The organism is Nostoc sp. ATCC 53789 (assembly GCF_009873495.1).
GTDB classification, from domain to species: domain Bacteria; phylum Cyanobacteriota; class Cyanobacteriia; order Cyanobacteriales; family Nostocaceae; genus Nostoc; species Nostoc muscorum_A.
The window spans coordinates 5,508,026-5,531,206 of sequence record NZ_CP046703.1; the positions used below are offsets into that span (position 1 = coordinate 5,508,026).

Consider the following 23,181-nt stretch of genomic DNA (forward strand, 5'->3'; position numbering starts at 1 on the left):
TAAACGTAATAATGCTTTCTGTTCGAGATTCCATAAATTTAAACTGAATTTTTAATGATTGGTGTAATTAAGATTGAATGACTCAATATTGCAAACAAGTAAAAGAAATAAGATAGATAATTTGTCAAGCCAAGCTACTGATTAGATAGAGACATATAAGTATGAGTTTTAGAACTATTATGGTGAACTGCTAGAATTTCACTAATCACTTGCTCCAAATCTTCGTCTGTAAGATTAGAACCCGAAGGTAGGCAAAGACCGTGTGTAAATAAATCTTTAGCGACTGTATCTCCAATATATTCACACTCAGCAAACACAGGCTGAAGATGCAAAGGCTTCCATACAGGACGAGTTTCAATTTGCTGTGCGGCAAGTGCGATACGGACTTGTTCTCGATCTGCTCCAAAAGTTGCTGGATCGATTGTTAAACAGGTTAACCAGCGAGTAGCACAGCCAAAAATAGCTTCCGGCATAAATTCTATGCCTGGAAGATTTCCTAAAACCTGTTGGTAAATCTTAAAGTTGCGTCTTCTAGCCGCCACTCGCTCACTCAAAAGATGTAATTGACCGCGACCAATACCAGCTAAAACATTGCTCAGACGGTAGTTGTAACCAATTTCCGAGTGTTGGTAATGGGGAGATAAATCGCGTGCTTGGGTTGCTAAGAAACGGGCTTTTGCTACCAATTGTGGATCGTCGGAAACCAACATCCCACCGCCGGAGGTAGTGATGATTTTATTGCCATTAAAGGAGTAAATGCCAATGCGCCCAAAAGTTCCGGGGGAACGCTCTTTGTAGGTAGCACCTAAAGCTTCAGCTGCGTCTTCAATTAAAGGAACGTCATATTGATTGCAAGCTTTCAGGATGGGATCGATATCTGCACTTTGACCATACAGATGCACAAGTACCACTGCTTTAGGCAATCTACCAAAACGTGCGCGGTTCTCTAGCGCTTCCTGCAATAAGTCAGGATTCATATTCCAAGAAGTGCGATCGCTATCAATAAATACTGGTTTTGCTCCTAGGTAAGCAATTGGATTGGCGGTAGCTATAAATGTCAGGGTAGAGCAAAAAACTTCATCTCCAGACTGGACACCTACTAACCGTAAAGCCAAATGCAGAGCTGCTGTACCAGAACTAACAGCCGCCGCATACCCAGCCCCAGTTTCTTGACAAAATTCTTGCTCAAAAGCATTTACGTGTGGGCCTACTGGTGCAATCCAGTTAGTATCAAAAGCTTCTTTGATGAGTTCTAGCTCGCGATCGCCCATGTGTGGAGTTGAGAGCAAGATTGGTTTAGTCATGATTATTTTCAGTAGTTTGGATTATCTGATAAGGCTGCAATAATTCAGATTTTTTCATGATAAACTCCTCAAAGTATTGTTGATGACTTAAAAACCTTTACACTTACTTGTTATTTAACATTTTGTAATTTCTGAGATTGCAAAGAGAATATACTTTTCATATTTTGAAGTAACTTCTGTTTAATAAGCTTATAAAATAAGAAATGGAGTATACCACTTGGATCTGATAAAAAATATTTAACATTCGTATCAAACAAACTATATTCTAAAGAGCCGTTGAAAGCATCTTGAATAAACCTATGGAATTTAGCATAATATTGTTCTTTATAGGAAATCTTCTCAAAATTGATGTTATTTGATAGTAAATATAAAATATACGGAAAGTTTACACCAACTGAGAGAGAACCCATTAGAGATTGCCAAAACCGTGGATTGATTTCAATAACATTAATTTGCCCTGTCTGAGAATTATATCTTAAGTCTAAATTAGCAACACCATTCCATTTAAGTACATTCATAGTTTTTGTGACTATATCAATAACAGCAGAATCATGAACAAACTTCAATTTGTCAATTTTGGGAGTAAATCCTTTTGTTAACCCTAATTGCTGTTGTATTGTGTAAGCAAGAACTTGCCCATCCTGACAAAGAACACTACAACCTATGTCATGACCAGGTACATATTTTTGAACAATATAGGCATCGTTGGGATAGTTACAAAGAGCCTGAAAGTTTTCTTCTTCTAAAGACTCAAATTTTTGTATATTTTTTCCACCACTGCCATCAACTGGTTTGAGTATTACAGGATAATTAAATTGGCTAATATTCTCAATCTCTTTAAGTAAAACTGTTTCAGGTGTTAGAATATTATGTTTTTTTAATAAAAGGTGCAACTTCCATTTGTCAAAGGCTGTATCTAAATTTTCTTCACTTGGTAATGCTACTACTCTACACAATTTTGACAATTTATCTCTATATTTTGAAACAAACTTGAAGCTTTCTTCAGAAGCCGGAAATATAATATTTATTCCTTGAGTTTCGATTGTCCTAATTACCTCATCTAAATACTTTATTGAATTCATCCTATTTTTCGAAATAACTAAACTATCAATATATGCCGAATGCTTGTAAAAATATAACCATTGATTCTCATCTGATACTTGGTCTGAAGAGACAATCACATTTATCTTAAATTCACTATTAGCTTTTTTAAGACAGCGTATTGCATAGTACGCGAGAGGATTGTTGCATGGATCGGGAATTAAAACGGATGGTTGTTGAATTTTCATTGACTATGATTTATGTAAATTTTCAAAACTTAAATACTAGAAGCATTATCAAACTTAATTGTTTAACCAATATGAAAAATGAAAAGCATAATTTTCCGATCGTGGTTATTCAATGTGAACGATAAGCAGGAAAAAAGTCTGATTCCAATAATTCTGATGCTGTTTTACCTATAACTTTCGCTCTTAAGTCCACCAATTTATAATATTTTTCCTCATTAATTATTAAGCGTAATGTTAAAAACTTGTGAGTCAGTTGAGAGAAACCCGCTTTGAAAATATATAAACTATCCTCATTTGAACTACCAACTCCACCCCCCAAGTGCAAAAATTCATTACCGCGTTTCTGTGCCCAATATCTTGCATAGTCGGTTTCTAAACTACCTGGTGATAAATGAACAAACTGATTTCTTGTTCCCCCAAGTGTGCTTTGCACAATTCCACAACATTCTGTATATAAACCAACACAAGCTATCTGATGTTCGTGTTCAACAATGCATAGATGAAGACTAACACCTAACAAATCATTCATTTGAGTAAAATATTCGGAATTAAAGGAATAGTATCCTGTCGTTGCATTGACACGTTTCATGGTTTCTTCATAGATTGCAACAAATTCGTCCAAATAATCTTGGAATGGAACCATCTTGGCAATCATTCCGAGGCGCTTACACTTGTTAATTGTGCTACGATGACCCTTTCTGGTGTGAGTCCACAAGTTAGAAAGCCTCAAATCAACTGAGACTGTTTCGCCTGTAAGTTTCAAAGTTTCCGTTTGAGAGACTTTGGTGAAACTCTCATTAAGAATTGGATGCAAACGAAAGAAAGCGGAGCATATTCCCCTAGAGTGAAATTCCTGCTTCATGATATCTAGAGCAGCATCTAGAAATCCTGGTGTGTTAAGAGCTGCTTCACTGAGCAAGATTCCCGGATAGCCATAGGGGGAAACAACATCAAAAATATCTGCTGATTGTAGTCCTTCAAAGAGGATATCATTACATTTTCTGAGTAAATAAGGGACAAAAAACTTTTTTTCACCTTCAGTTATTAATATAGCTTCGGGGATAGTATCAGTTCTTTTAGCTTCTAAATAGCTGTACTCAGGCAAATGGTAAAAATCATGACGGATTTCTTGCAGGGTTTTTAACCACAAATCATTTGTTAATTCTATTATTTGTACTTGCAAATTCATCTTATTTTCCCAAGTTATTTGGTTATATTTGACTATTTTTTATCTATCTTCTGTTGACCACAAAATAGGAAATATTGCTGGATCACTATAATCTGGATTGCCGTTGGGCAGTTTGCGACAGATACTGTCAAGAAAGTGATGAATTTGTTCTTTGTTATTCCAAAAAGGTTGATGGCGATTGGCATAGTCCTGTAAATATAAAGCAAATGCTAAACGTACTGAATTGCTGCAATTGGGATAGCTACCGTGAATAGTACAACAGTGGTGAAAGCTAACTTGACCTTTGTTGAGGATGATAGGTACTTCAACAATTTCTCGTCCTTTTTGGGTAAATTTCTCTTCTATCTCTTTGAGATTCTGGTTATTGAAGCAACGCAGATGTTCAGTATCTGACCACTTATGACTACCATCAAGAACAACGAGTGGTGCTTTATTTTCATCAATATCTTGGAAAGGTATCCAAGCGGAAAGCATTTTTTTAGAGGTGCAGTTAGAAGAATAAGAGTAATCGGTATGCCAGCCAACTACGCCTCCTTGATTGCTAATCGTGATGGGTGCCTTATAGATTAGCGTATCTTCAAATAATCGAATTTCTGTAGTTCTAGCTAGTTTCGCGGCGATCGCCCCAACAATTGGCTGAAGAACGAGCTTGCGTAGTTCTTTTTTCCGATAAGAAACGTGTTGATTATTGCGTACAGCGTCTCCATCTCCAGGCTTCCAGTCGCTGTAACCAGTACTATAGGGAAGTGTTGCGTCTCGCTCTCCGCGATAAAAATTTTCACTACCTGCGATCGCTTCATCTATAATCTCATCAGGTATAACTTTTTTGCTAATAAACCAGCCGTGTTCTTCATAAAAAGCAATATCTGACTCTGTGGGTAAAAGAGCTAGCTGATCTTGTGATAATTTGTAAGTAAAAGTTTTCATGTAATAGATCCTGCTTACTTTCAAAACTTCAAAACATTGTGCGGACAACAATAAATTATTGAATTTTGAATTACTTTTCATCCTCCAATCATGGAGATAGCAAGATTGTCATATTGTTGAAAAAATTCTCGAAATTTTGCTGCCACACGACTAATATCATCTAAAGAGTAACGTTGATCTGTTGGTATTGTTAAAATGCGTTTTGACAAATCTATTGCTAAAGGGTCATTAGATGAATTTTCTGGCGTTTGCGGCCAATGAATCGGTGGAAATATATTTTGACTTATTAAGTAGTTACGTAAAGCTTCTCGATTTTCTGGATCTTTACAGACAATTATACTGTTGAATGGCACAGAACCATCGGGCCAAGAGGTAAAAAGGGGTGTCCAATTAGGATGGTTTGTAATTGATATCCAAGCTAAAAATTGTTTGACATTTTTTTCCCTTTTTCGCCTAAATTCTCCAATGTTTAGGCAGTTTAAAATATTAGAAGTAAAAGTTGAAGCTGCATAATTAGTTTCGCAATCAAGCTCTTCCTCACTTTCAATCTCTAGTCGCCGATAGATATTTTTCGAGATATTTGCACCACTAATATAAGCTCGTTTTAACAGCATCGCAGTCAGCTTTTTACAACTAGCTGGTGATTCTGAAGAAGCTTTTGGCAACTTAATATTTTGGGGTGACCAGATAATACCTCCATTTGGGATTGGCAGAGTTTTACGTAGAGAAGCTATAGCATAGTGAGCATTACTTTGCTGTGCCCAAGAAGAAAAAGGGTCGTGGCTATGGTCTTCAATTAAGATAATCTCATTATGTTTAGATAGCCAATCTTGCCAACATTTTCTTTGTCTAACCCCAAATAAGTTAACTGCTAAAACTAAATCACCTGGGAAAGTATTGAGGGAGTTAAAATCTGGGGATTCTTCAGTTGGCAAATCTCGATACCAACATATCTCAAAATATTTTTTGAGTTTTGTTGCAAAATCCATGCATGAAAAAGATGGCAAATGCAGTCGTAGCTGACGGACTTGATTCTGATTTAATAGATTGTTGAGAGAAATCAAACAAGCTGTACCAGTGGAAAAAAGTTCATATAGCTTAGGTAGGAAATTGTTAGTTTTAGATGCCATTAAAAACTCATTTGACCAATCAAATTCAGAACCTACTTCCCATCTTTTTTCCATAAATATTAACCTGAAATAATAGGATTTATTACAAGAAATTTCTTTCGTTATTGTGAAGATAATCTCTTGTCTTGGCGAAGTTATGAAGCGTTAGCGAGTTCACGAGCTTCGAAAAACCTCACTCAGACTTTTCTCAGTCTTCTGCCTTATTTATTGAGAGTTTGTACAATAATATTTCATACTTCTCTAGTACTACCTTGAAATTCTTCACCTGTAGCGTAGCCTTCTTGGCTAATATTTTCTTTTTTCAAAACTTTGAACAGAGTTAAAACCAGAATTTTCAAGTCCAACCATAGATTCCAATTGTCAATGTACCAAATATCTAATCTGAATTTCTCTTCCCAACATCCATCTAATAATCGGCGACCATTGATTTGCGCCCAACCTGTGATACCCGGTTTGACATTGTGGCGACGTGCTTGTTCGAGGCTGTAACGGTCAAGATACTGTACCAGTAAAGGACGAGGGCCTACCAAACTCATGTCACCCTTGAGGACGTTCCAAAGTTGTGGGAGTTCGTCCAAACTGGTTTGACGAAGAAATTCACCAAAAGGCGTGAGGCGTTTCTCATCAGGGAGAAGATTACCTTTGGCATCGCGTTCATCCGTCATAGTGCGGAACTTGTAAAAATTGAAAATACGAGCATTTTTACCGGGACGGGGTTGGATAAAAATAACTGGATAACCCATACGGAGATAAATAGCGATCGCAATTATCAATATCACTGGAGAAAGAGCTAAAAGGGCGATCGCTGCTACAAATCTATCTAATATAGACTTGATTAATCTGCTACTTTTTATAGAAATATGTTGCTGTAAATATTTGCTGTTCATAGCTATATTCTTCACTTTTGTCAACTAAAATCAGTAATCAAGGTATATAACTTTTATCGAAAAAATTGAGCGCAGATACTTTGCTTTTCCCCTTTCAAGACTTTGCTGCTACTGCTGCTAGCAATTTTGAAGATATGTACACCAAGTGGTTGAAATTCGGTATTCAACACTCCATCGGTAAGCGGAACTGTCTTGTTTTCAAATAGAACAGTTGCTTCGGTGGGCGTATTCGGAAGACCAGTAAAAATAACCGAAACAGGTTCATTTGCTGAGTTGACGGCAATAACGTAGGTAGATTGATTCCAAACAGTTGTCAGGAGATTAATAGAAGGAAAGCTGAGTGGCTGTTTCATACCATAGGTGTAGAACTTCTCTGTCCTTGTTGGCCCAGCGATAATCTCAAAGCTCACATTATCTAGCCTCGTGCCATACAAGATAGCCGAGCCCAATTGCTCTGGCCCTACGATCTCTCCAGCAGCCTTATGATATGTTTGCAAAACACTTTCTAGATTTGGATGGTCACGCTCATGCCAGTAAGAAAAAATGAGAATCCCCCTAGCACCAGATACAATAGACTGCCAGAAATCGTGATAGGCGCCTTCAGTTGTGGCGATCGCATTGCCCGATTCGTGAAAAAGTTCCAGAATTGCTACAGGAGTTTTTTCTCCATTCAGATAATCAGGGCCTATTTTGGCTTTTGCTAGCTTGATCCCCTTTAGTGTGGTTTCTATCCGCCATCGCACCCATGCATGTGGCACCCCTATATAGTTTGTGTAAACACTGGAGGGAATGATATCCAAATAAGGTACATACTGCTGGACACTTGTAGCATCATAGTGACCGGGGATGTACATATAATTTGGTCGCTTTTTTGGGTCATATTTGCGTGTCCAACTCGCATAATTGGTGACTATCGCCATTTCTCCATCTCTCCAATAGCGCCGTTCTTCAGGAAATTCCCACCACGCTACTCGATCGCTCTTAGCAAGAGCAGTTATCTTCTTTGCCGCTTGCACTTCTGGTATCGGCTCAGATTTACCTGGCAGGCTGGCAAGAGCAAGCATCTTACCCTTAGCTACAGTCTCAAGAAAAGAAGGGGTAAAATGATATGTCTGGGCGATTTTCCATCCGAATTGCCGCACTCTCTGCATATCTTGTGCTTCGTGTATGGAGTATAGTCCTAACGGAAATTGCTTACTCTTAGGGTATATATCTTGTCCAAAAACTTCTGTATTTGTTGCTGTAAAGACGAGGGACGCAACAACAATTCCAACGGCTGCTAGTAACTTATCAGCACAACGTAAGAATTTTATTTTCGACCAATGTTTCCACTTTTTAAATGCCAGAATGCGTTTCATTTAAAACCTTCTGAAAAACATTTGCTAGTTTCTTGTACAAAATATCCCGATCAAATACTGTGTCTGCAAGTTTTCTTGCAGCAGCCTGAGCGCTTTGTAAGCACTCAGAGCTATTTAAAAATTTTGCAAGTTGAATTGCAGCAACTTTTGGATCGTTGCTAGAAATGCTAATACCAGCACCAGACTGTTCGAGAATTTCTTTTTGCCAACCGCCATAGTTAATTACGACTGGACGGCCTGCTGCTAGGGCATCAAAGAATTTATTAGCTGAATTATGCTCCATCTCAGGAATTGGCTTAAACAAGGAGGTGGCAACGGTACATGCAGAAAGAAGTGCTGGCATTTCAGCTTTGGGAATAGGTGGCCACATCCAGAAGTTTTTTTCCAAAATCCCTAATTGACTACTAGCTTCTCTGACTTCACTTTCACAGGCACCTGAACCAACCACCAGAAATTTAGCTTCAGGTATGATATTTCTCATGTGACTTGCTAAATAAGCCAAGTAGTTGACTCCATTTATATGCCCCAATGTACCGGTGTAAACAATCAAAGGCCCGCCAGATAATTCGGGATGCTGGCGGAGAAACTCTAATCCAATTGTTTCTGAAATGTTAAAACGTGCATTATCGCAAGCATTAGGAATCACTTCTACTTTCTCAGCAGGAATACCCTGTTTGACGATGCCTTCTTTCATACCAGGAGAAAGCGCCACAATATGAGAAGCATTTTGATAAGCTATCAGTTCTAATTGCCGAGCCAAAAATATAGCTAATGGTGAGCGTACAGCTTTCATCGCTATTGGCATTTCTGGCCAGAGATCTCTGACTTCAAAAACATAAGGAGTCCCATGTAACCATTTTCGCAATAAAGCTGGTATTGCAATAGTAAGCGGTGTGCTAGTAGCAAAAGTGAGGTCAGCTTTTTCTTCTCGCAGGACTTGTAAAGAAGACCTTACAGCAAAACTCAAAAATGCCAAAATTCTCCGCGAGAAGCTCATGTAATTACTGTACTTCAAAGGAATAACATTTAATTTAAAACTAACATTTTTGGTGTTGAACAATTTCAGGATATTAACGGCGGGAATTCCATGAATTTCCGAGTCACCGCAAAACATACAAACTTGCCATTTATCTTGGACAAGACGAGTCGAAAACTCCCAGGATCTTGTGCCTCCAGAAACTGTGGGAATAGAAAAATATTGATGTAAATAAATTAATGTGCGAGTATCCATCAACGTTGAACCTCTGGAGAATTATTTGACTTAACAATTACATCTGCAATTTTGTAATTTGGATGCAATAAGTTGAAATATTCTTGAAGTGACTGCTTGCCAATCTGGTTCCAAGAATATTTTTCTTCTACTAAATTTCGTGCCGCCTGTCCTCTTTTTGAAAGTTCTAATCGCGCGGCTAAAACATCTTGCATACCTTTAGCGATCGCTGCTGGAGTATCTTCCACAGACCATCCAGCCCCAGCCGCTTCCACTTCACCTGCAATATTAGTACCAGGTGTGAGTAGACAAGGTATTCCATAAGATAAAGCCTCTAATACTGCTATTGGATGTCCTTCAAAACGGAAGGTATGTATCAACAAATCAAATTCATACATAAAATTGATTCTCTCCTGTTCAAACTATAGATTTGAATCTTTATTAGACCCTTTGATTTTTTGTAGCTATAGTAGGAACTTGGTTTTGTATCAAAATTGGTAGTGCTAATATTAGGCTTATAATTGAATAGTTGTCATATAATGTTCCAGACAATAGAGAACCTATATAAATTGGTGAACAAATTATAGTTATAATTTTCCAGTTTTTATTTAATTTTCCTTTCCATAAAAGTATTCCATACATTGCCGTAAATCCTATAAGAATAACACAGGGTAAAAAGCCACCATTATATAGCAGGTCTAGATAAATATTGTGAGGATAGGAATATATATATTGGCTTCCTTCTCCGAATAAAAAATTATCTTTTATAAAAAAAGATGTCAAATTTTGCCAATATCCTTCCCTGACTGCAATAGAACTAGAGGACGCACCACGGTCATAAAACCAAAATACTCTAGAATCAATAATAGCTTTAGAAAAGCTTGAATTTATAGCGAGTATAAAAAGAGTAAATATTGTAGCTATAGTAGCAAATTTTAGCCAATTCAATTTGATAGATAGTACTGTGTAAACAAAAGATAATGTCATAACAATTCCTACTATTGTTGCACCTCTAGAACCTGTTTTAACCATTAGAGACAATGCAATAACTAAACAAAATATCGTAGTGATTAAGCTAAGTATTGAAATTTTTTCTTTTTTGCTAGAGTAATTTTCATGAACCAATACGAGATTTAGCAAGAAAATAGTTCCAATAATTCTGTAGTAAATATTGGGCCCAAATATAAAGGATTGTCTTGGCTCGTTTCCAGAAAACTGTTGAGATAATACTCCAAGAAAAATTAGTGTCATGGCAGGCAGCCATTGAACTATCTTACAACCTGGACTATTACTGAGCAATCGCTCGATTACATGAGTGCCAAAAACAAGAATATTAACATATAAAATTCCTGATATAGCGCCAAAATAATAGTCAAAATTGTATTGATAAAATTGAATAAAAATAGGTAAAAGAGCGAGAAAAATGAATATTTGAGCAGAAATTTCTGCTGGGCTTAAAATAAAGTTTCTTCTCAGGACAAAAACTATTGTCCAAAAAACAAAAAATAAAGGAATTTCATACACCGTTTTATTCTCTCCAGGAAATGTCGAACAAAAAATCAAAATTAAGTCAATAGGTAAAAGAATTACGTTATTCCAAAAATCCTGATTTAATGTTTTTTTAATGATCATATTTGACATTAATTTGTACCAATATTATGACTTTGAGAACACACAAGGTAGTCCTGTTGCGTACTCGTGTAAGATACGTTTGAAATTAGGAGCATAAAACCAGGATCGTGACGGATGAGAACATAGAATAACCTTGCTACCAAGGGCACAGATTTCTTCATCGTAAGCGCTGGGCTGGGCTGTGTTAACCAGAAAATCCATCTGGAAGCGATCGCAATCAATGTGCCGCAAAATGTACATTAGCCAGGTTTCGATTCCACCCCTGTTCATCCCTGCAACAATATGGAGGATACGTATTGAATGCTCATCGACATTCTGGATATCTCTAGAGTTTGTGTAGTGCATAGAAGATAACTCCTAAACTAAAAATTGTTTGAACAATAGTTGCAATAACTAGTGCGATCGCTACTCCTAGCAACCCCAAACTGGGTAGCAGCAATAGACAGGCTATGGTTGAGATAGTTACTACAGTCGCAAACAAAGGCATTTGGATGCGAAAGTACTGACATGCCGTCATTCCATAGCCCAGGAAGGACGATACATAGTTAATTCCAGCTGCAACCATCAACCAGATAAACAAATTTGTTTGCTCGGCATATTCAGGTTGATACAGAAGAGTCAGGATCTGATGTCCAGCTACAACAGCTATCAAAACACCTGTTCCGCCCAATAAAGCAGCGATTCCTACCAGCTTGAGTAGGAGTGTATGGAAAGCAATAGCATCTTTAGCCGCGTAATACTTAGCTAGTCTAGAAATGCTTGACTCTCCTAGGGCATTTACTACGATGTTTCCTGCCACCATCAGGTAGGCAATGGCTGCAAAAATCCCCAATTCCCGCTCACCTAAATATCGTTCAATAAAGTAACGGGGAATATTGGTATTGAGTGAAATTAGCATCATCACAAACCCCAGAGGCAAACAGAGCCATACCAGCTTTACTAGGGTTTTTCGATGCCAACGCGGTTGCAATTGTGACCTGTATAGCATCAAGATACCACTGCGAATGTCCCAAGCGACCAACACCACTGCCCAAGCAAAGACCAACCCCGCCACTCCCCAGAGAATATGGCCAGACATATATACTCCAATGCCCAGTAGTAGCAGTGATAGAGGGCCTTTAATCATCAACGATGTTGCAATCCGATCCATGCGTTCATGCTGCTGAATCAGTCCATGAAATATGTCGCTAATAGACTCGAATGCCTTTGCCAAACCCATCAAGAAGATAACTAGAGATGTTTCCCATCGAAAGCCGCCTAACAAACTAATAACCGTAATGATCGCAAGTGCTAAAGCTGTCGAGATTAGTCTTAGCCCCAAGTAATCGCTAAAAGAATACTGTTTTCTGGCATCTGTTGCTTGGACAATTCGCAACTGAAGATTTGTAAACATGATTATAGGTGCTGTGATCGCCAGCCCCAAGGTAAACTGTCCTACCATCTCTGGACTGCCAAGTTTAGCCAGTATCACCAACATTCCCCACTGGCAAGCTGCATAAACTAAATTACCGGCGAAAGTCCAAGAAAAGTTGCCGCGCAGTGTTAGAGGCTTATGTTGTTGCATCTGCTTTAGTCATTAACCTCATCCAATTTTGCAGTTTGATACCAAACACAACAATGATTTGATAACCATCCACGCAGGCTATCCATTTGCCGCTCTCAAGCTTGTGAGGATCGATATTATGCATTCCGGTTTTATTCCACCCATAACCACTTGCATTGATAATTGGATTATCTTTAAACGCTTTTTCTTTATAAGTTGTTGTTGTCAAATCGGTAATTTCAAATGCTCTCACTTGATTGCCATACAAATGCTCATCATCCTGGGTATATCGGATTATTTTTTGTAATAAACCGTGAGAGCCATAGATAGTTTTCATGTTGATTCCCTAAATTAAATGTAGAGTTATTTGATGAATTAGCCATCGACTTAGAGTCCAAATCCTCTATTTTATTTAGCTCCTCCCGATTCCACTTTCGCAAGTTTATTTTTATTTGAATATCTGATTACAGCACTATTCTTTAGACTGTTTCTTCGCTCATTATTTTCTAAGTACTTAGGTTTGTATCCTGACACCAGTTGTTCCAGTAATAACATGATGTATTTAATATCATTTTTACCTGCTGCGGCACACAATTGTTCTACAGTCATGGCGAGATTTTCTGAAACAATCCGACTGCCATTTTTCACTACTATCAATTTTTCATGTTGAGTTGGTTCGTACTCTTCTCCCTCGATAAACAGTTCCTCAAATAACTTTTCTCCAGGTCTTAAGCCTGTAAATAAGATGTCAATATCTTTATTTACCTCGTATCCCGAAAGGCGAATTAATTCCTTCGCCAAGTCAACAATTTTTACAGGTTCGCCCATATTCAGCATTAAAACTTCACCACCACGACTCAATACCGCAGCTTGTAAAACAAGTTGCACTGCTTCTGGGATAGTCATGAAATAACGACAGATATCTGGATGGGTAACGGTTACTGGGCCACCTGAAGCAATTTGTTTTTTGAAAGTGGGAACTACACTACCGCGACTACCCAAAACATTGCCAAAGCGCACAACAACATAAGGTTTACCGCTTTCTTTTGCAGCTTGCAGCACTAGCATTTCGGCAACTCTTTTACTAGCACCCATGACACTAGTGGGATTAACAGCTTTATCCGTGGAAATCATCACGAAGTTTTGAACATTGTATTGCAGCGCCATATCCAATAAGTTTTTTGTTCCAAGCACATTGTTAGTGATTGCTTCTGATGAATTTAATTCCATCAGAGGAACGTGCTTATGAGCAGCCGCATGAAAAATCACGTTAGGTTGAAATTGTTCAAAAGCTTGTTTTAGGCGAATGCTATAACGAATATCGCCAATGAAAGTATAAATACGAGGGGTGTATCGCTGTACTTTCCCATCATTTTTGAGTATTTGGATCAGTTTTTCTAACTCTTGTTGGATATTAAATATAGAATTCTCCCCATGTCCCATAAGTATCATTTCCGCAGGATGACACTTGAAAATTTGACGGCAAAGTTCACTACCAATTGATCCTCCTGCACCTGTAATCAGTACTGTCTTACCTTTGATAAATTTATGCACTTGCTCAATATCAGTCTGTATGGGTTCTCGCCTGAGCAAATCCTCAATCCTGACATCTCGAATGCTATCTACTCGCACACGATCGTTGAGGATTTCATATATTCCAGGTAAAGTACTAGTTTGTATTCCAGTTGCTTTGCAAATATCTACGATTTCTCGAATAACATGGCCAGCAACCGTAGGCATAGCGATGATAACTTTGTGGATTTGGAGAGATTTCAAAGTATCAGGAATTTGGTGGCGATTGCCTACGACTGGAATACCACGAATTCGGACATTTAATTTCCGTGGATCGTCGTCAATGAAGGCAACAGCATGAAAGCCTAGTTTAGGCTTGCTTTGCATATCTTGCACAAGGGAAACTCCGGCATTACCAGCACCAATAATCAGCACCCGCTCTCGTGGATTAAATACTCCTTGACGTTGGATAAATCTTTCTATAACTCGAAAACTGAAACGTAACATTCCTATGAAAATACATGACAGTAATCCATCAATAAATGGCAGCGATCGCGGCAGGTTATCTGTTACAAAAGGCAATATGTGATTAAGAAGATTAAATATCGTGCTTTGGATGACTATTGCACCTACCATCAACATGGCTATATATGTCAGTTCATCAACACTGGCATAGCGCCAGTAGCGCCTATAAAAACCGAAACTCCAAAATACAATTAGTTTAACTAATAAAAATAATAGAGTTGCGATTCCTAGTTGTGATATGTCTGCTTGAATCTCGAGAGAGCCGTCTAAACGGATAAGCAGCGCTAATAAAGGAGTAATTGAAAAAATAATGATATCAAAAATTAACAAGTGCGTATTTTTTAGCTCTAGCAGCTTTGTTAATAAATTGGCACTAAATTTTTGAAAGATTCTAAGCAAGAGTTTCATACTTCAAAAGACCTCCTGAGCAAGCTACAGAATCATCCCTTTTGTACATAAATATTGTCCCTTCAGAGAATATTTAATATCGCCAACTAACTTGAAAAATGATGTTTGTGTGCCTGGAACGTCTTGTTAAGTAATCATTTCTAGAGAATTGACATAGGTAAGTGTTTTGTCCATTTGATAATTTATAAATGAACAAAAATTTAATTTTTAAATCAATTCCTAATTTCCTGATTTCTGATTTTTACATCTATATTAGAGTTGGCTTGTCTAGAAATGGACATAGCTAATAATCAAAAAAATGCCCATGCACATTTTTGCTGGTCTTTGCCCAGGTTACTGGAATATGCTTTACTCATAGCTCTCAATAGTTGCTATATTTACTTGTTTACAGCTTATATCCTAAGAGCTTTTTTGAGTAGACCTCTTGCACAAAAGTTTTGGCAAATTTATGTCAAAACTCTCTACCTTACCATAAAATTATTCTGCAAGAGGTCTACTAAACCGCAAACTTTTCAAACATCCTCTAAGTACGGAATTTGGTTGGATGGTGCAACTACTATCTTTGCACTAGTTTGTATTTATGCTTGAGTTATCTTCAGCAATTGTTTAATTGTTATAATTTCCCTTGATAAATTTAGACAAGTTATGTCCTGAAAAACCGGATATATAAACTAACATCTTATTGTATATAAGACTACACCTTACTTGTAATTTATTGATTGATTGTTTTGTACATTAGTGGCGTTGCTATCTTTATACAAAGAGTGAAAATCATATCTAAAATTTACCCTAATAACATCACATTGGTAATTGAGCGGTGTTAGAATTTGTGTAACCTAAAAATTAAAGTTAGTAATAATTACGTTGTATTTAACTAAATGTAACTATTGTTATTACTATATTGAACTATAAAATCTATACCAAATTTTAGTTCTATGTGTCACGCCAATTTGGTACAAGTTTTTTTGTAACTGGAGGTTTAGGCGAGAGCGAACGTATATAAAGTGATTTATAAAAAGGAATTTACCAATAAAAGTTACGAAGTTACCCTCCTGACCTAGGCATCCACATAGCAATTACATTAGAGCAGTTAGCTAGTGAATTTCGTGAGATTGCCCAGGAGCATCAAAACAAAGATTGGACACAGTAGAGCATTCTGAGTCTGGAAAATCAATATAAAACTATTTTCATGTGATGAAAGCATTCTGAACAGATTGGGAAAGCAGAATCTAAAATTGGGGGTTGTATAAATACGGGATGAATTGGCGGGTGAAAGCATTGATAACTCGTTCCAAAAAAATTTGGCTAAATCATCCCATGATTCAGCAACGCCTGAATCGTTTGTTGCCCTTATCTTATTTGCTGATCCCAATAGTATCCTTTCAAGATTGGATTGTTAATTAATTATTTTTCACCTCACAATCCTGGAAATTGAATCTATGAAGCAGAGTCAATAATTACAAGGTCATAGGCTTCTATAAATGTAATGTGGCGAGTATCAAGTATATTCCCTTTTAATACAAACCATTGAAATTAGTTTTCTGACCGTTACAAACTATGCCTAATATATTCAACCGATAAATTTTCAGGTTATCTAAAGCTATTTTTAGTATTGAAGAATTTGTTTTGTGAATTCGAACTACTATCAATAGTCCATCAGTGTGGGGTGCTATCAGGCTAGCATCAGCTAATCCCACTAGGGGAGGTGCATCATAAATCACTAAGTCAAAATTCTTCTGAAAATCTGTCATTAATTGCTTCATCTTTGAAGATGAGAGCAACTTTGCGGGATCGGATGGTACTGGTCCAGCTGTGATTACAGATAGTTTGCTCATAGAAGGTAGTTGTCGAATTACTTCTCCCACTGGCAAGTTTGTAGAGATTAAATTGCTTAATCCCCAGAGATTATTTAAATGTGAGAGATTGTGAATTGTGGGTTTACGAAGATCAGCGTCTACAAGTAAGACTCGTTGCCCCATTGCTGTAGCTATCTGAGCTAGATGAAGGGCTATGGTAGACTTGCCATCACCAGGCATAGCTGAACTAATAACTATGGAACGAAACGGGCTATCGGAACTGAGTAGTTTAATATTTGTATAAACTACCCTTAAAGCTTCCGAAAAGTTGGAAGAATACTCACCCTGTTCTTCCTCTGGTAAAACAGTCAGTTTAGCAATCTTCTTAGAAAGAAAATTTGGTATCCTTAACAAGGAAAAACTTTGCTGATAAGTGCGGTTTTGCTTAGTTTGAATTTGCTGTTCAAAAGGAATATTTCCTAACAATGGCTGCTTAACTTTTCTTTTCAGATCATCGACAGTATGGTAGGCATTATCTAGCTTTTCCATTAGTAAGACAATACCAACTCCTGAGATGATACTTGCAACTAATACTAATACGAAACTGCGTAGGGTATCAGAAGAAGAAATAGGAATGTCCGGTGTAGTTGGTACTTGAAGTAATTGCCAGCCCAGCTCTGTTTGGGATATTTGAATTTGGAGATTCTCGCGGGTTGATAAAAACCGATTCAAACTCTCATTTGCAAATTGCAATTTACGCTGTAATTCAGTGTACTGTCTTGTTAGAATTGGCAGTTGGTTGCGTCGTTGTGCAAGTTTCTGTTCTATTTTGGTAAGTTCTTGACTTTGCACTTCTAATTTCTGAAGTTGCATCTCTACTTCTGCAAATTTTACACCCAATAATTGCTGTGCCTGTTGACGTAGCAAAGGTAAAAGACTAGCTCGTTTCTCTTTCAATGTTTGAATGGTTGGGTTTTTGTCTTGTAAACGAGTTGATTCAGTTGCAATCTGAATATCAAATAGACGTATTTGAGTAATTAACTGCTGATATAAAGGAGCATTATTCAGTATTGCTGTTGCGCCATTTTTTTCTTTTAGACTCGTTAAATTAGCACGAGTTTGAGCTAACTGTAGATCAATTTCTTGTCTTTTTTGAGATAATTCAACGGTTTGTGATGAGATTTGCTCTGCTTGGGATTCTGGATTGTCAAAATTGTAATTTTGTCTAAAAAATTGCAACTCTTTTTGGAGTTGATCTACCCGATTTTGTGTTAAAGGTAATTGGTATTCAACAAACTGAAGCCCTTGACGTAATTTGGTTTGCCTCCTGATTTTGCTGTAGTCTAAGTAATCTTTAGCGAGCCTCTGTAGTACGGCTTGAGTTTGATCTTGATTTTTACTGTGATAGCTAACTAATATAATCTTGGTTTCACCTAATCGAGTAATTTTTAGAGAATCGATCAGAGAATAATAGCTTAATTCTGGATAAGAAGCTTGTAGCCGTTTAAGAGTATCTCTCATCAGTTCAGGACTCTTAAGAACCTGAATTTGGCTTTCATAATCTAGACTAGACATCTGTGAGTTAGAGTTTTTGACAACATCCACATCTGTGGAGTCATCATTCACAGGTTCTACTAACAGTTGAAAATTGCCTTCATATTCTGGGGGCTTCTGCTTTAGCACTAAGCTAATAACTGCAATTGTCATAACAGTAATAGTTACACCTGTCATAACTAGCGCTCTTCGCCGTAAAACACCCAGAAATTTTTGCACACTCCATTCTTCTTCCTCTTCAACCCACGGAACAAGTTGATTTTGTTGATTTTGAAGAGATGGAGGCACAGAATTATTACTACTATCAGAACTGGAAGGTTGGGAAGGATAATTCTCTATCATATTCTTAATATTTGGTAATAAGTTATACAGAATTTAGTAGAAAGAGTTTTATAAGCTTCTGTAAGATAAATTTTGATACGACCAACAATCTATACTATATTTGATATTTACTTAATAAACTTATGATGAAATTACAAGTCTTTATTCTTTAATCCATTACACAAATAACGCAAGCTGCTAGTTAGGCTCGTTAAATAGTATGAAATAATACAAGCAATTTAATTTAAGTATAAGAGAGTACAAAAATTTAAATTTTCTACTTAATAAACGTGAATTTTGGTAATGATATCCAAAATTATTCTCTCATAAAAACGATTTATTTTTGGATTCAGTGGAAACACAGGCAATACTTAAGTGCTTAAGTTAATAATTAAGGGATATAAATTATCGATGCTTGGCATCAAGTGGAGTTTTCGCCATACCTCCCTCTATTGCGGCTGTGGCAGCTTGTAAATGCTGACTTCTATTAAATCCTAAGTAAATCCACTGAATAATTAATTCCTCGGACGATCTTTTTATTTGCATACTTGCATTTTATTGAATAAATATTAAGTACATTTTAATACAAGGTTAGTATATATTTTTATTATACTTTTATTTTCTCAGTATATTATCTAAATCCTGTTCAACAATCAAACAGGAGTCCCCGTAGCCCATAAAACTATTATTTTATAAAGTTTTAGATTAGATATACTTTAAAAATATAAATTTTTAATGAAGTAAATGATTCGATATGGAAACATGATATTGTGAAGTTCTCAGTGTTGCATATAAAAAGTAATAAAGCCTAAATGCTTTGATTATAAAGTTATATGTAACTAGAGAAACTCAAACAAAAACTAAACACTGCTCAAAACAAAACATTCTAGAATCAAATTGTGAATAGTAATTATAACTCCAGATATCTCAGTTGATTGAATATTAATCAAACAATAGAGACTGCCACCAACTATTAAATCTCTTTTTAGAAGTTTAAGTAAGTACCTGCTCAACCTGTCAAGGACTTGCTTTACCACATAAGAATATTACCTTCTCTCTAAAATAATTTGTTCTCGGCTAGAAGTATTTTCATCATTTTTGTGTTCTCGTATCTGTTAGAGAAGTGTGTATATAAACTAGAAAGAGTGTTCTAGTAGTTAGCCTTAATAGAGTTATAAGACCATGCCTAAATTTGCAAGGTTCAGAGGTCTCTTAAGCTATTGTGGTGTGACTAACTAGACTCTACTTGGGAGCGTGAACTAAACAAGATTACAAGGTTTTCAGTTTAGTTAGGGTGTTGCCAAGCTGTGGCTAACATACCGAAACAAAATTGGTCTTGATAGTACCTTATATCAATGACTTAACTTTACGAAAATTGTAGTTTGTTAATTCAAGCTTTCTTAGTGAATATTAAGCCAGATTTGTAAATTCTTACAATATAGTCTAGATGTGTTTTCTAGATTATTTCGAGTTTATACAGGTTTTGGATAACAGTTTTTTCTATTTCAGACGAGGCTATAGACTATGAGACTTAATCAATGGATTAATCAAAATTTTTTGAAATCCATTTCTACTCCTTTAGATGCAAAAAAAAATACAAGAAACAAGCCTTCTGTAAAAGCTCAACAATCAATTAAGTTATCTGTAGTTACCCAATTTTTCCCTCCGGATTATGCCGCTACAGGGCAGCTGATTGAAGAATTGGTGAAACAGTTAGGGCAGCAAGGAGTGGATATTGAAATTTTTACAAGTCAGCCAGGATATGCATTTCGTTCTGATACGGCCCCAGCAGTTGAATGGGCTGACCAAATCCGAATTCAGCGATCGCGTACTGCTCAACTCTGGCCGGGAAGAATTCGTGGCAAAGCGATTAATGGTGTGCTGTACACCTTGCGGGCGACGCTCTATTTGCTGAGAGGTTCGCGTCGCAACAATGTATTGTTGCTAACTACAGCGCCCCCATTTTTGCCAGTGATCGGATATCTAGCTTATATATTATTCAAGTTGCCCTATGTATGCGTGTTGTATGATTTGTACCCTGATATTGCGATCGCACTAGGTGTAATTTCAAAGAGTAACTGGCTGGTGAAATTGTGGCGTGCAATCAACAAACAAGTTTGGTTAAAAGCCAAGGGGATCATAGTACTTAGCCCAGCAATGAAACAACAGGTAGTGGCACATTGTCCCCAAGTAGCTGATAAAATTTCTGTAATTCACAGTTGGGCTAACCCAGAAGCGATCGTGCCGATTGCTAAGAAAGAAAACTGGTTTGCCTGGAAGTATAACCTAGTTAACAAATTTACCGTCCTCTATTCTGGCAATATGGGTCGTTGCCATGATATTGACACCATGTTGGAAGCTGCAAAGCAATTGCAAGATGAGCCAATTCAGTTTGTCTGCATTGGTGGTGGTGCCAAACGCGAAGAATTAATGATGGAGGTGGATCGGTTAGGGCTGACCAATTTTACATTTCTACCTTATCAAGATAAGCAGGTGTTACCTTATTCCTTAACGGCTTGCGATCTATCAATAGTGAGTGTAGATGCAACTACAGAGGGTTTAGTTGTTCCCAGCAAACTTTACTCAGCTTTAGCCTCTGGGCGACCAATAGCAGTAATTTGCTCCCAGACTTCATATCTGAGACAACTCGTAGCTGATGCTAGTTGTGGTAGCACATTTGACAATGGAGATGGTCAAGGTCTAGCGCAATTTATTCGCTTTCTGAATCGAGATCCCCAAATAGGAGAGCAGATGGGCAAAGCAGGTCGTCAGTATTTGCGATCGCACTTCACGCCTAAAGTGATCTCTAAACAATACTTGCATGTTTTACAGCAGGCAGTATTTGATGAAATAATCACCATGTCTCGAAGCGATGTAAAGTAAGCATATTTAGGTTTATTAAATTTCTATGATTTTGATAAACCTTAAACAATTTGATCTACAAATTTTTGGTTGCATGGTATAAGACTATTAGGAGAAAAATAGAGCATTAGAATCTTTTGATTTAGTCAAAAGCTAACTATTTGCAAAATCATTTTTTTCAATTCAAAAGGAAGTAAATTAATTAAAAAACAAGGTAAGATAAAAACAAAATTATCACTTATAATTGAATATTTTTACAGTATTTTTTAGGAGTAGGGCTTTGATGGTCTTATTGATCTCAGTCCCTCCAACATAGCCTTCCTTGCTCATGGTTTTTATCTATAACAGGAGGTGAAATTACAGATGAGGTGTGACCGAAATCGCAAACGTTCCAAGCGAAGAGCAATTTACTGCCCGATTCATAGTTGCTATATAGATAGCGTCAGTCAAAAATATAAAATGTTTGCTGACCAAGCAGGTCAATTACAGCAACGAGGTATGAGCAGGCGGAATGCTTTGATGTTAGTAGCGAACCAAACCACAGTTCCTATAGAAGGGGAATGGTTAGAAGCTTTTTGGTGTGAAGGATGTCAGCAAACAACTTGGTATCACATTCGTAAGTGTGATGATAGTAATTATGAAATTTTGGTAGCACCACAAGAACTATGGCGGCAAGTCACAGGAGTAATTGATTCTCTAGGGAACCCTTCCGTTGGTGAGTTTACTCGTAAAAGCGCCAGGCAATTTGGTTATCAAGGTCTTAGAGGTTTCCAGTTTGTAAGTTAAGAATTATTAGTGTCATTTAGTTAAAAATATTAATCTTCAATCAAGAACTATGAATAGTCCAAAAATTGTCTCCCAACAGGAGTTAGTGATTGAAGCTGGACGTACAGAACAGCAGTATTGGAAAGATATATGGCGCTATAGAGAATTATTCTATTTTCTTGCTTGGCGTGACATTCTGGTGCGGTATAAGCAAACAGTGATTGGTATGCTCTGGGCACTCATTCGACCATTTTTGACGATGATCGTGTTCAGCGTTATCTTCGGAAGTTTGGCAAAATTACCTTCAGAGGGGGCAGCACCGTATCCAATACTGGTATTTGCTGCCTTATTACCCTGGCAATTTTTTTCCAATGCTCTAAGTGAGTGTAGCAACAGCCTAATTAGTAATGCCAATTTGATTTCTAAGGTCTATTTTCCGCGCTTGATTGTACCTGCTAGCTCAGTGATTGTCAGCTTTGTGGACTTTCTTGTTTCTGCAATGATTCTCTTAGGGCTTATGGCCTGGTATAATTTTGTTCCCACTTGGCGGATATTATCATTACCGTTATTTATTGGCATTGCCTTTGCTGCTTCACTAGGAGTAGGGCTGTGGTTGGCAGCTTTGAATGTGGAATATCGAGACTTCCGGTACATTGTGCCGTTTATTGTGCAGTTTGGCCTATATGTATCACCCGTCGGTTTTAGTAGCAGCATTGTACCAGAGCAATGGCGTTTGCTCTACTATTTGAACCCAATGGTAGGCGTAATTGATGGCTTTCGCTGGGCAATTTTAGGGGGAGAGTCCAAACTTTACTGGACTGGATTCACGCTATCTCTAGGACTAGTTGCTTTGTTACTGGTAAGTGGCATTTGGTACTTCCGCAAAATGGAACGGACATTTGCTGATGTGATTTAGGAGGGATTTGAAAGATTTGATGATAACCACATCGATCAGTTAGTCTACTACCA

The 23,181-nt window shown here is 37.3% G+C and carries 19 protein-coding genes; 3 read left to right on the plus strand and 16 right to left on the minus strand.

Annotation, left to right across the window (positions count from 1 at the left end):
- Positions 1-134: 134 nt before the first annotated feature.
- The 16 genes from GJB62_RS22855 to GJB62_RS22930 all read right to left on the minus strand — a co-directional run bounded on the left by GJB62_RS22855 (position 135) and on the right by GJB62_RS22930 (position 19,131).
- Positions 135-1,304, minus strand: coding sequence for a DegT/DnrJ/EryC1/StrS family aminotransferase (locus GJB62_RS22855; protein ID WP_114081667.1), 1,170 nt, complete (start codon positions 1,302-1,304; stop codon positions 135-137).
- Between the two features lie 110 nt (positions 1,305-1,414).
- Positions 1,415-2,593 carry an ATP-grasp domain-containing protein gene (locus tag GJB62_RS22860; protein ID WP_114081666.1) on the minus strand — a complete coding sequence of 393 codons (1,179 nt, stop codon included), beginning with the start codon at positions 2,591-2,593 and terminating at the stop codon, positions 1,415-1,417.
- A gap of 109 nt (positions 2,594-2,702) precedes the next feature.
- Positions 2,703-3,782 carry a FemAB family protein gene (locus GJB62_RS22865; protein ID WP_114081665.1) on the minus strand — a complete coding sequence of 360 codons (1,080 nt, stop codon included), beginning with the start codon at positions 3,780-3,782 and terminating at the stop codon, positions 2,703-2,705.
- Positions 3,783-3,821: 39 nt separating this feature from the next.
- Positions 3,822-4,709 (minus strand): phytanoyl-CoA dioxygenase family protein, encoded by an 888-nt coding sequence (locus GJB62_RS22870; RefSeq protein WP_114081664.1) that lies wholly within the window; start codon positions 4,707-4,709, stop codon positions 3,822-3,824.
- A 77-nt stretch (positions 4,710-4,786) separates the two neighbouring features.
- Positions 4,787-5,893, minus strand: a complete 1,107-nt coding sequence (locus GJB62_RS22875) for a DegT/DnrJ/EryC1/StrS aminotransferase family protein (protein ID WP_114081663.1) — start codon at positions 5,891-5,893, stop codon at positions 4,787-4,789.
- A 176-nt stretch (positions 5,894-6,069) separates the two neighbouring features.
- Entirely contained in the window at positions 6,070-6,726 is a 657-nt protein-coding gene (locus GJB62_RS22880; protein ID WP_114081662.1) for a sugar transferase, read from the minus strand.
- A gap of 53 nt (positions 6,727-6,779) precedes the next feature.
- Positions 6,780-8,084, minus strand: coding sequence for a hypothetical protein (locus GJB62_RS22885; RefSeq protein WP_114081661.1), 1,305 nt, complete (start codon positions 8,082-8,084; stop codon positions 6,780-6,782).
- Positions 8,062-9,315, minus strand: coding sequence for a glycosyltransferase family 4 protein (locus GJB62_RS22890; protein WP_114081660.1), 1,254 nt, complete (start codon positions 9,313-9,315; stop codon positions 8,062-8,064). The genes GJB62_RS22885 and GJB62_RS22890 overlap by 23 nt, the downstream gene beginning before the upstream one ends.
- Positions 9,315-9,692: a glycosyltransferase gene (locus GJB62_RS22895; protein ID WP_114081659.1), complete on the minus strand. Its 378-nt coding sequence runs from the start codon at positions 9,690-9,692 to the stop codon at positions 9,315-9,317. Before GJB62_RS22895 ends, GJB62_RS22890 begins: the two co-directional genes overlap by 1 nt.
- 43 nt (positions 9,693-9,735) lie before the next feature.
- Positions 9,736-10,926, minus strand: a complete 1,191-nt coding sequence (locus GJB62_RS22900) for a hypothetical protein (RefSeq protein WP_114081658.1) — start codon at positions 10,924-10,926, stop codon at positions 9,736-9,738.
- A gap of 24 nt (positions 10,927-10,950) precedes the next feature.
- Positions 10,951-11,271, minus strand: a complete 321-nt coding sequence (locus GJB62_RS22905; protein WP_147262485.1) for a glycosyltransferase family 1 protein — start codon at positions 11,269-11,271, stop codon at positions 10,951-10,953.
- On the minus strand, positions 11,252-12,490 hold the full coding sequence (locus GJB62_RS22910) for an oligosaccharide flippase family protein (protein ID WP_114081657.1): 1,239 nt from the start codon (positions 12,488-12,490) through the stop codon (positions 11,252-11,254). Before GJB62_RS22910 ends, GJB62_RS22905 begins: the two co-directional genes overlap by 20 nt.
- Positions 12,477-12,806: a hypothetical protein gene (locus GJB62_RS22915; RefSeq protein WP_181852834.1), complete on the minus strand. Its 330-nt coding sequence runs from the start codon at positions 12,804-12,806 to the stop codon at positions 12,477-12,479. Before GJB62_RS22915 ends, GJB62_RS22910 begins: the two co-directional genes overlap by 14 nt.
- Before the next feature lie 71 nt (positions 12,807-12,877).
- Positions 12,878-14,914 carry a nucleoside-diphosphate sugar epimerase/dehydratase gene (locus GJB62_RS22920; protein WP_114081656.1) on the minus strand — a complete coding sequence of 679 codons (2,037 nt, stop codon included), beginning with the start codon at positions 14,912-14,914 and terminating at the stop codon, positions 12,878-12,880.
- A gap of 1,514 nt (positions 14,915-16,428) precedes the next feature.
- Positions 16,429-18,606: a polysaccharide biosynthesis tyrosine autokinase gene (locus tag GJB62_RS22925; protein ID WP_245245987.1), complete on the minus strand. Its 2,178-nt coding sequence runs from the start codon at positions 18,604-18,606 to the stop codon at positions 16,429-16,431.
- Positions 18,607-18,990: 384 nt separating this feature from the next.
- A complete protein-coding gene (locus GJB62_RS22930; protein WP_159402553.1) occupies positions 18,991-19,131 on the minus strand; it encodes a hypothetical protein in 141 nt (46 codons plus the stop codon).
- Between the two features lie 978 nt (positions 19,132-20,109).
- Between GJB62_RS22930 and GJB62_RS22935 the strand changes: the two genes are divergently transcribed.
- The 3 genes from GJB62_RS22935 to GJB62_RS22945 all read left to right on the plus strand — a co-directional run bounded on the left by GJB62_RS22935 (position 20,110) and on the right by GJB62_RS22945 (position 23,128).
- Positions 20,110-21,468 (plus strand): glycosyltransferase family 4 protein, encoded by a 1,359-nt coding sequence (locus tag GJB62_RS22935; protein WP_114081654.1) that lies wholly within the window; start codon positions 20,110-20,112, stop codon positions 21,466-21,468.
- Between the two features lie 342 nt (positions 21,469-21,810).
- Positions 21,811-22,233 carry a hypothetical protein gene (locus GJB62_RS22940; RefSeq protein WP_114081653.1) on the plus strand — a complete coding sequence of 141 codons (423 nt, stop codon included), beginning with the start codon at positions 21,811-21,813 and terminating at the stop codon, positions 22,231-22,233.
- A gap of 49 nt (positions 22,234-22,282) precedes the next feature.
- Entirely contained in the window at positions 22,283-23,128 is an 846-nt protein-coding gene (locus GJB62_RS22945) for an ABC transporter permease (protein WP_114081652.1), read from the plus strand.
- The last annotated feature ends 53 nt before the right edge of the window (positions 23,129-23,181 follow it).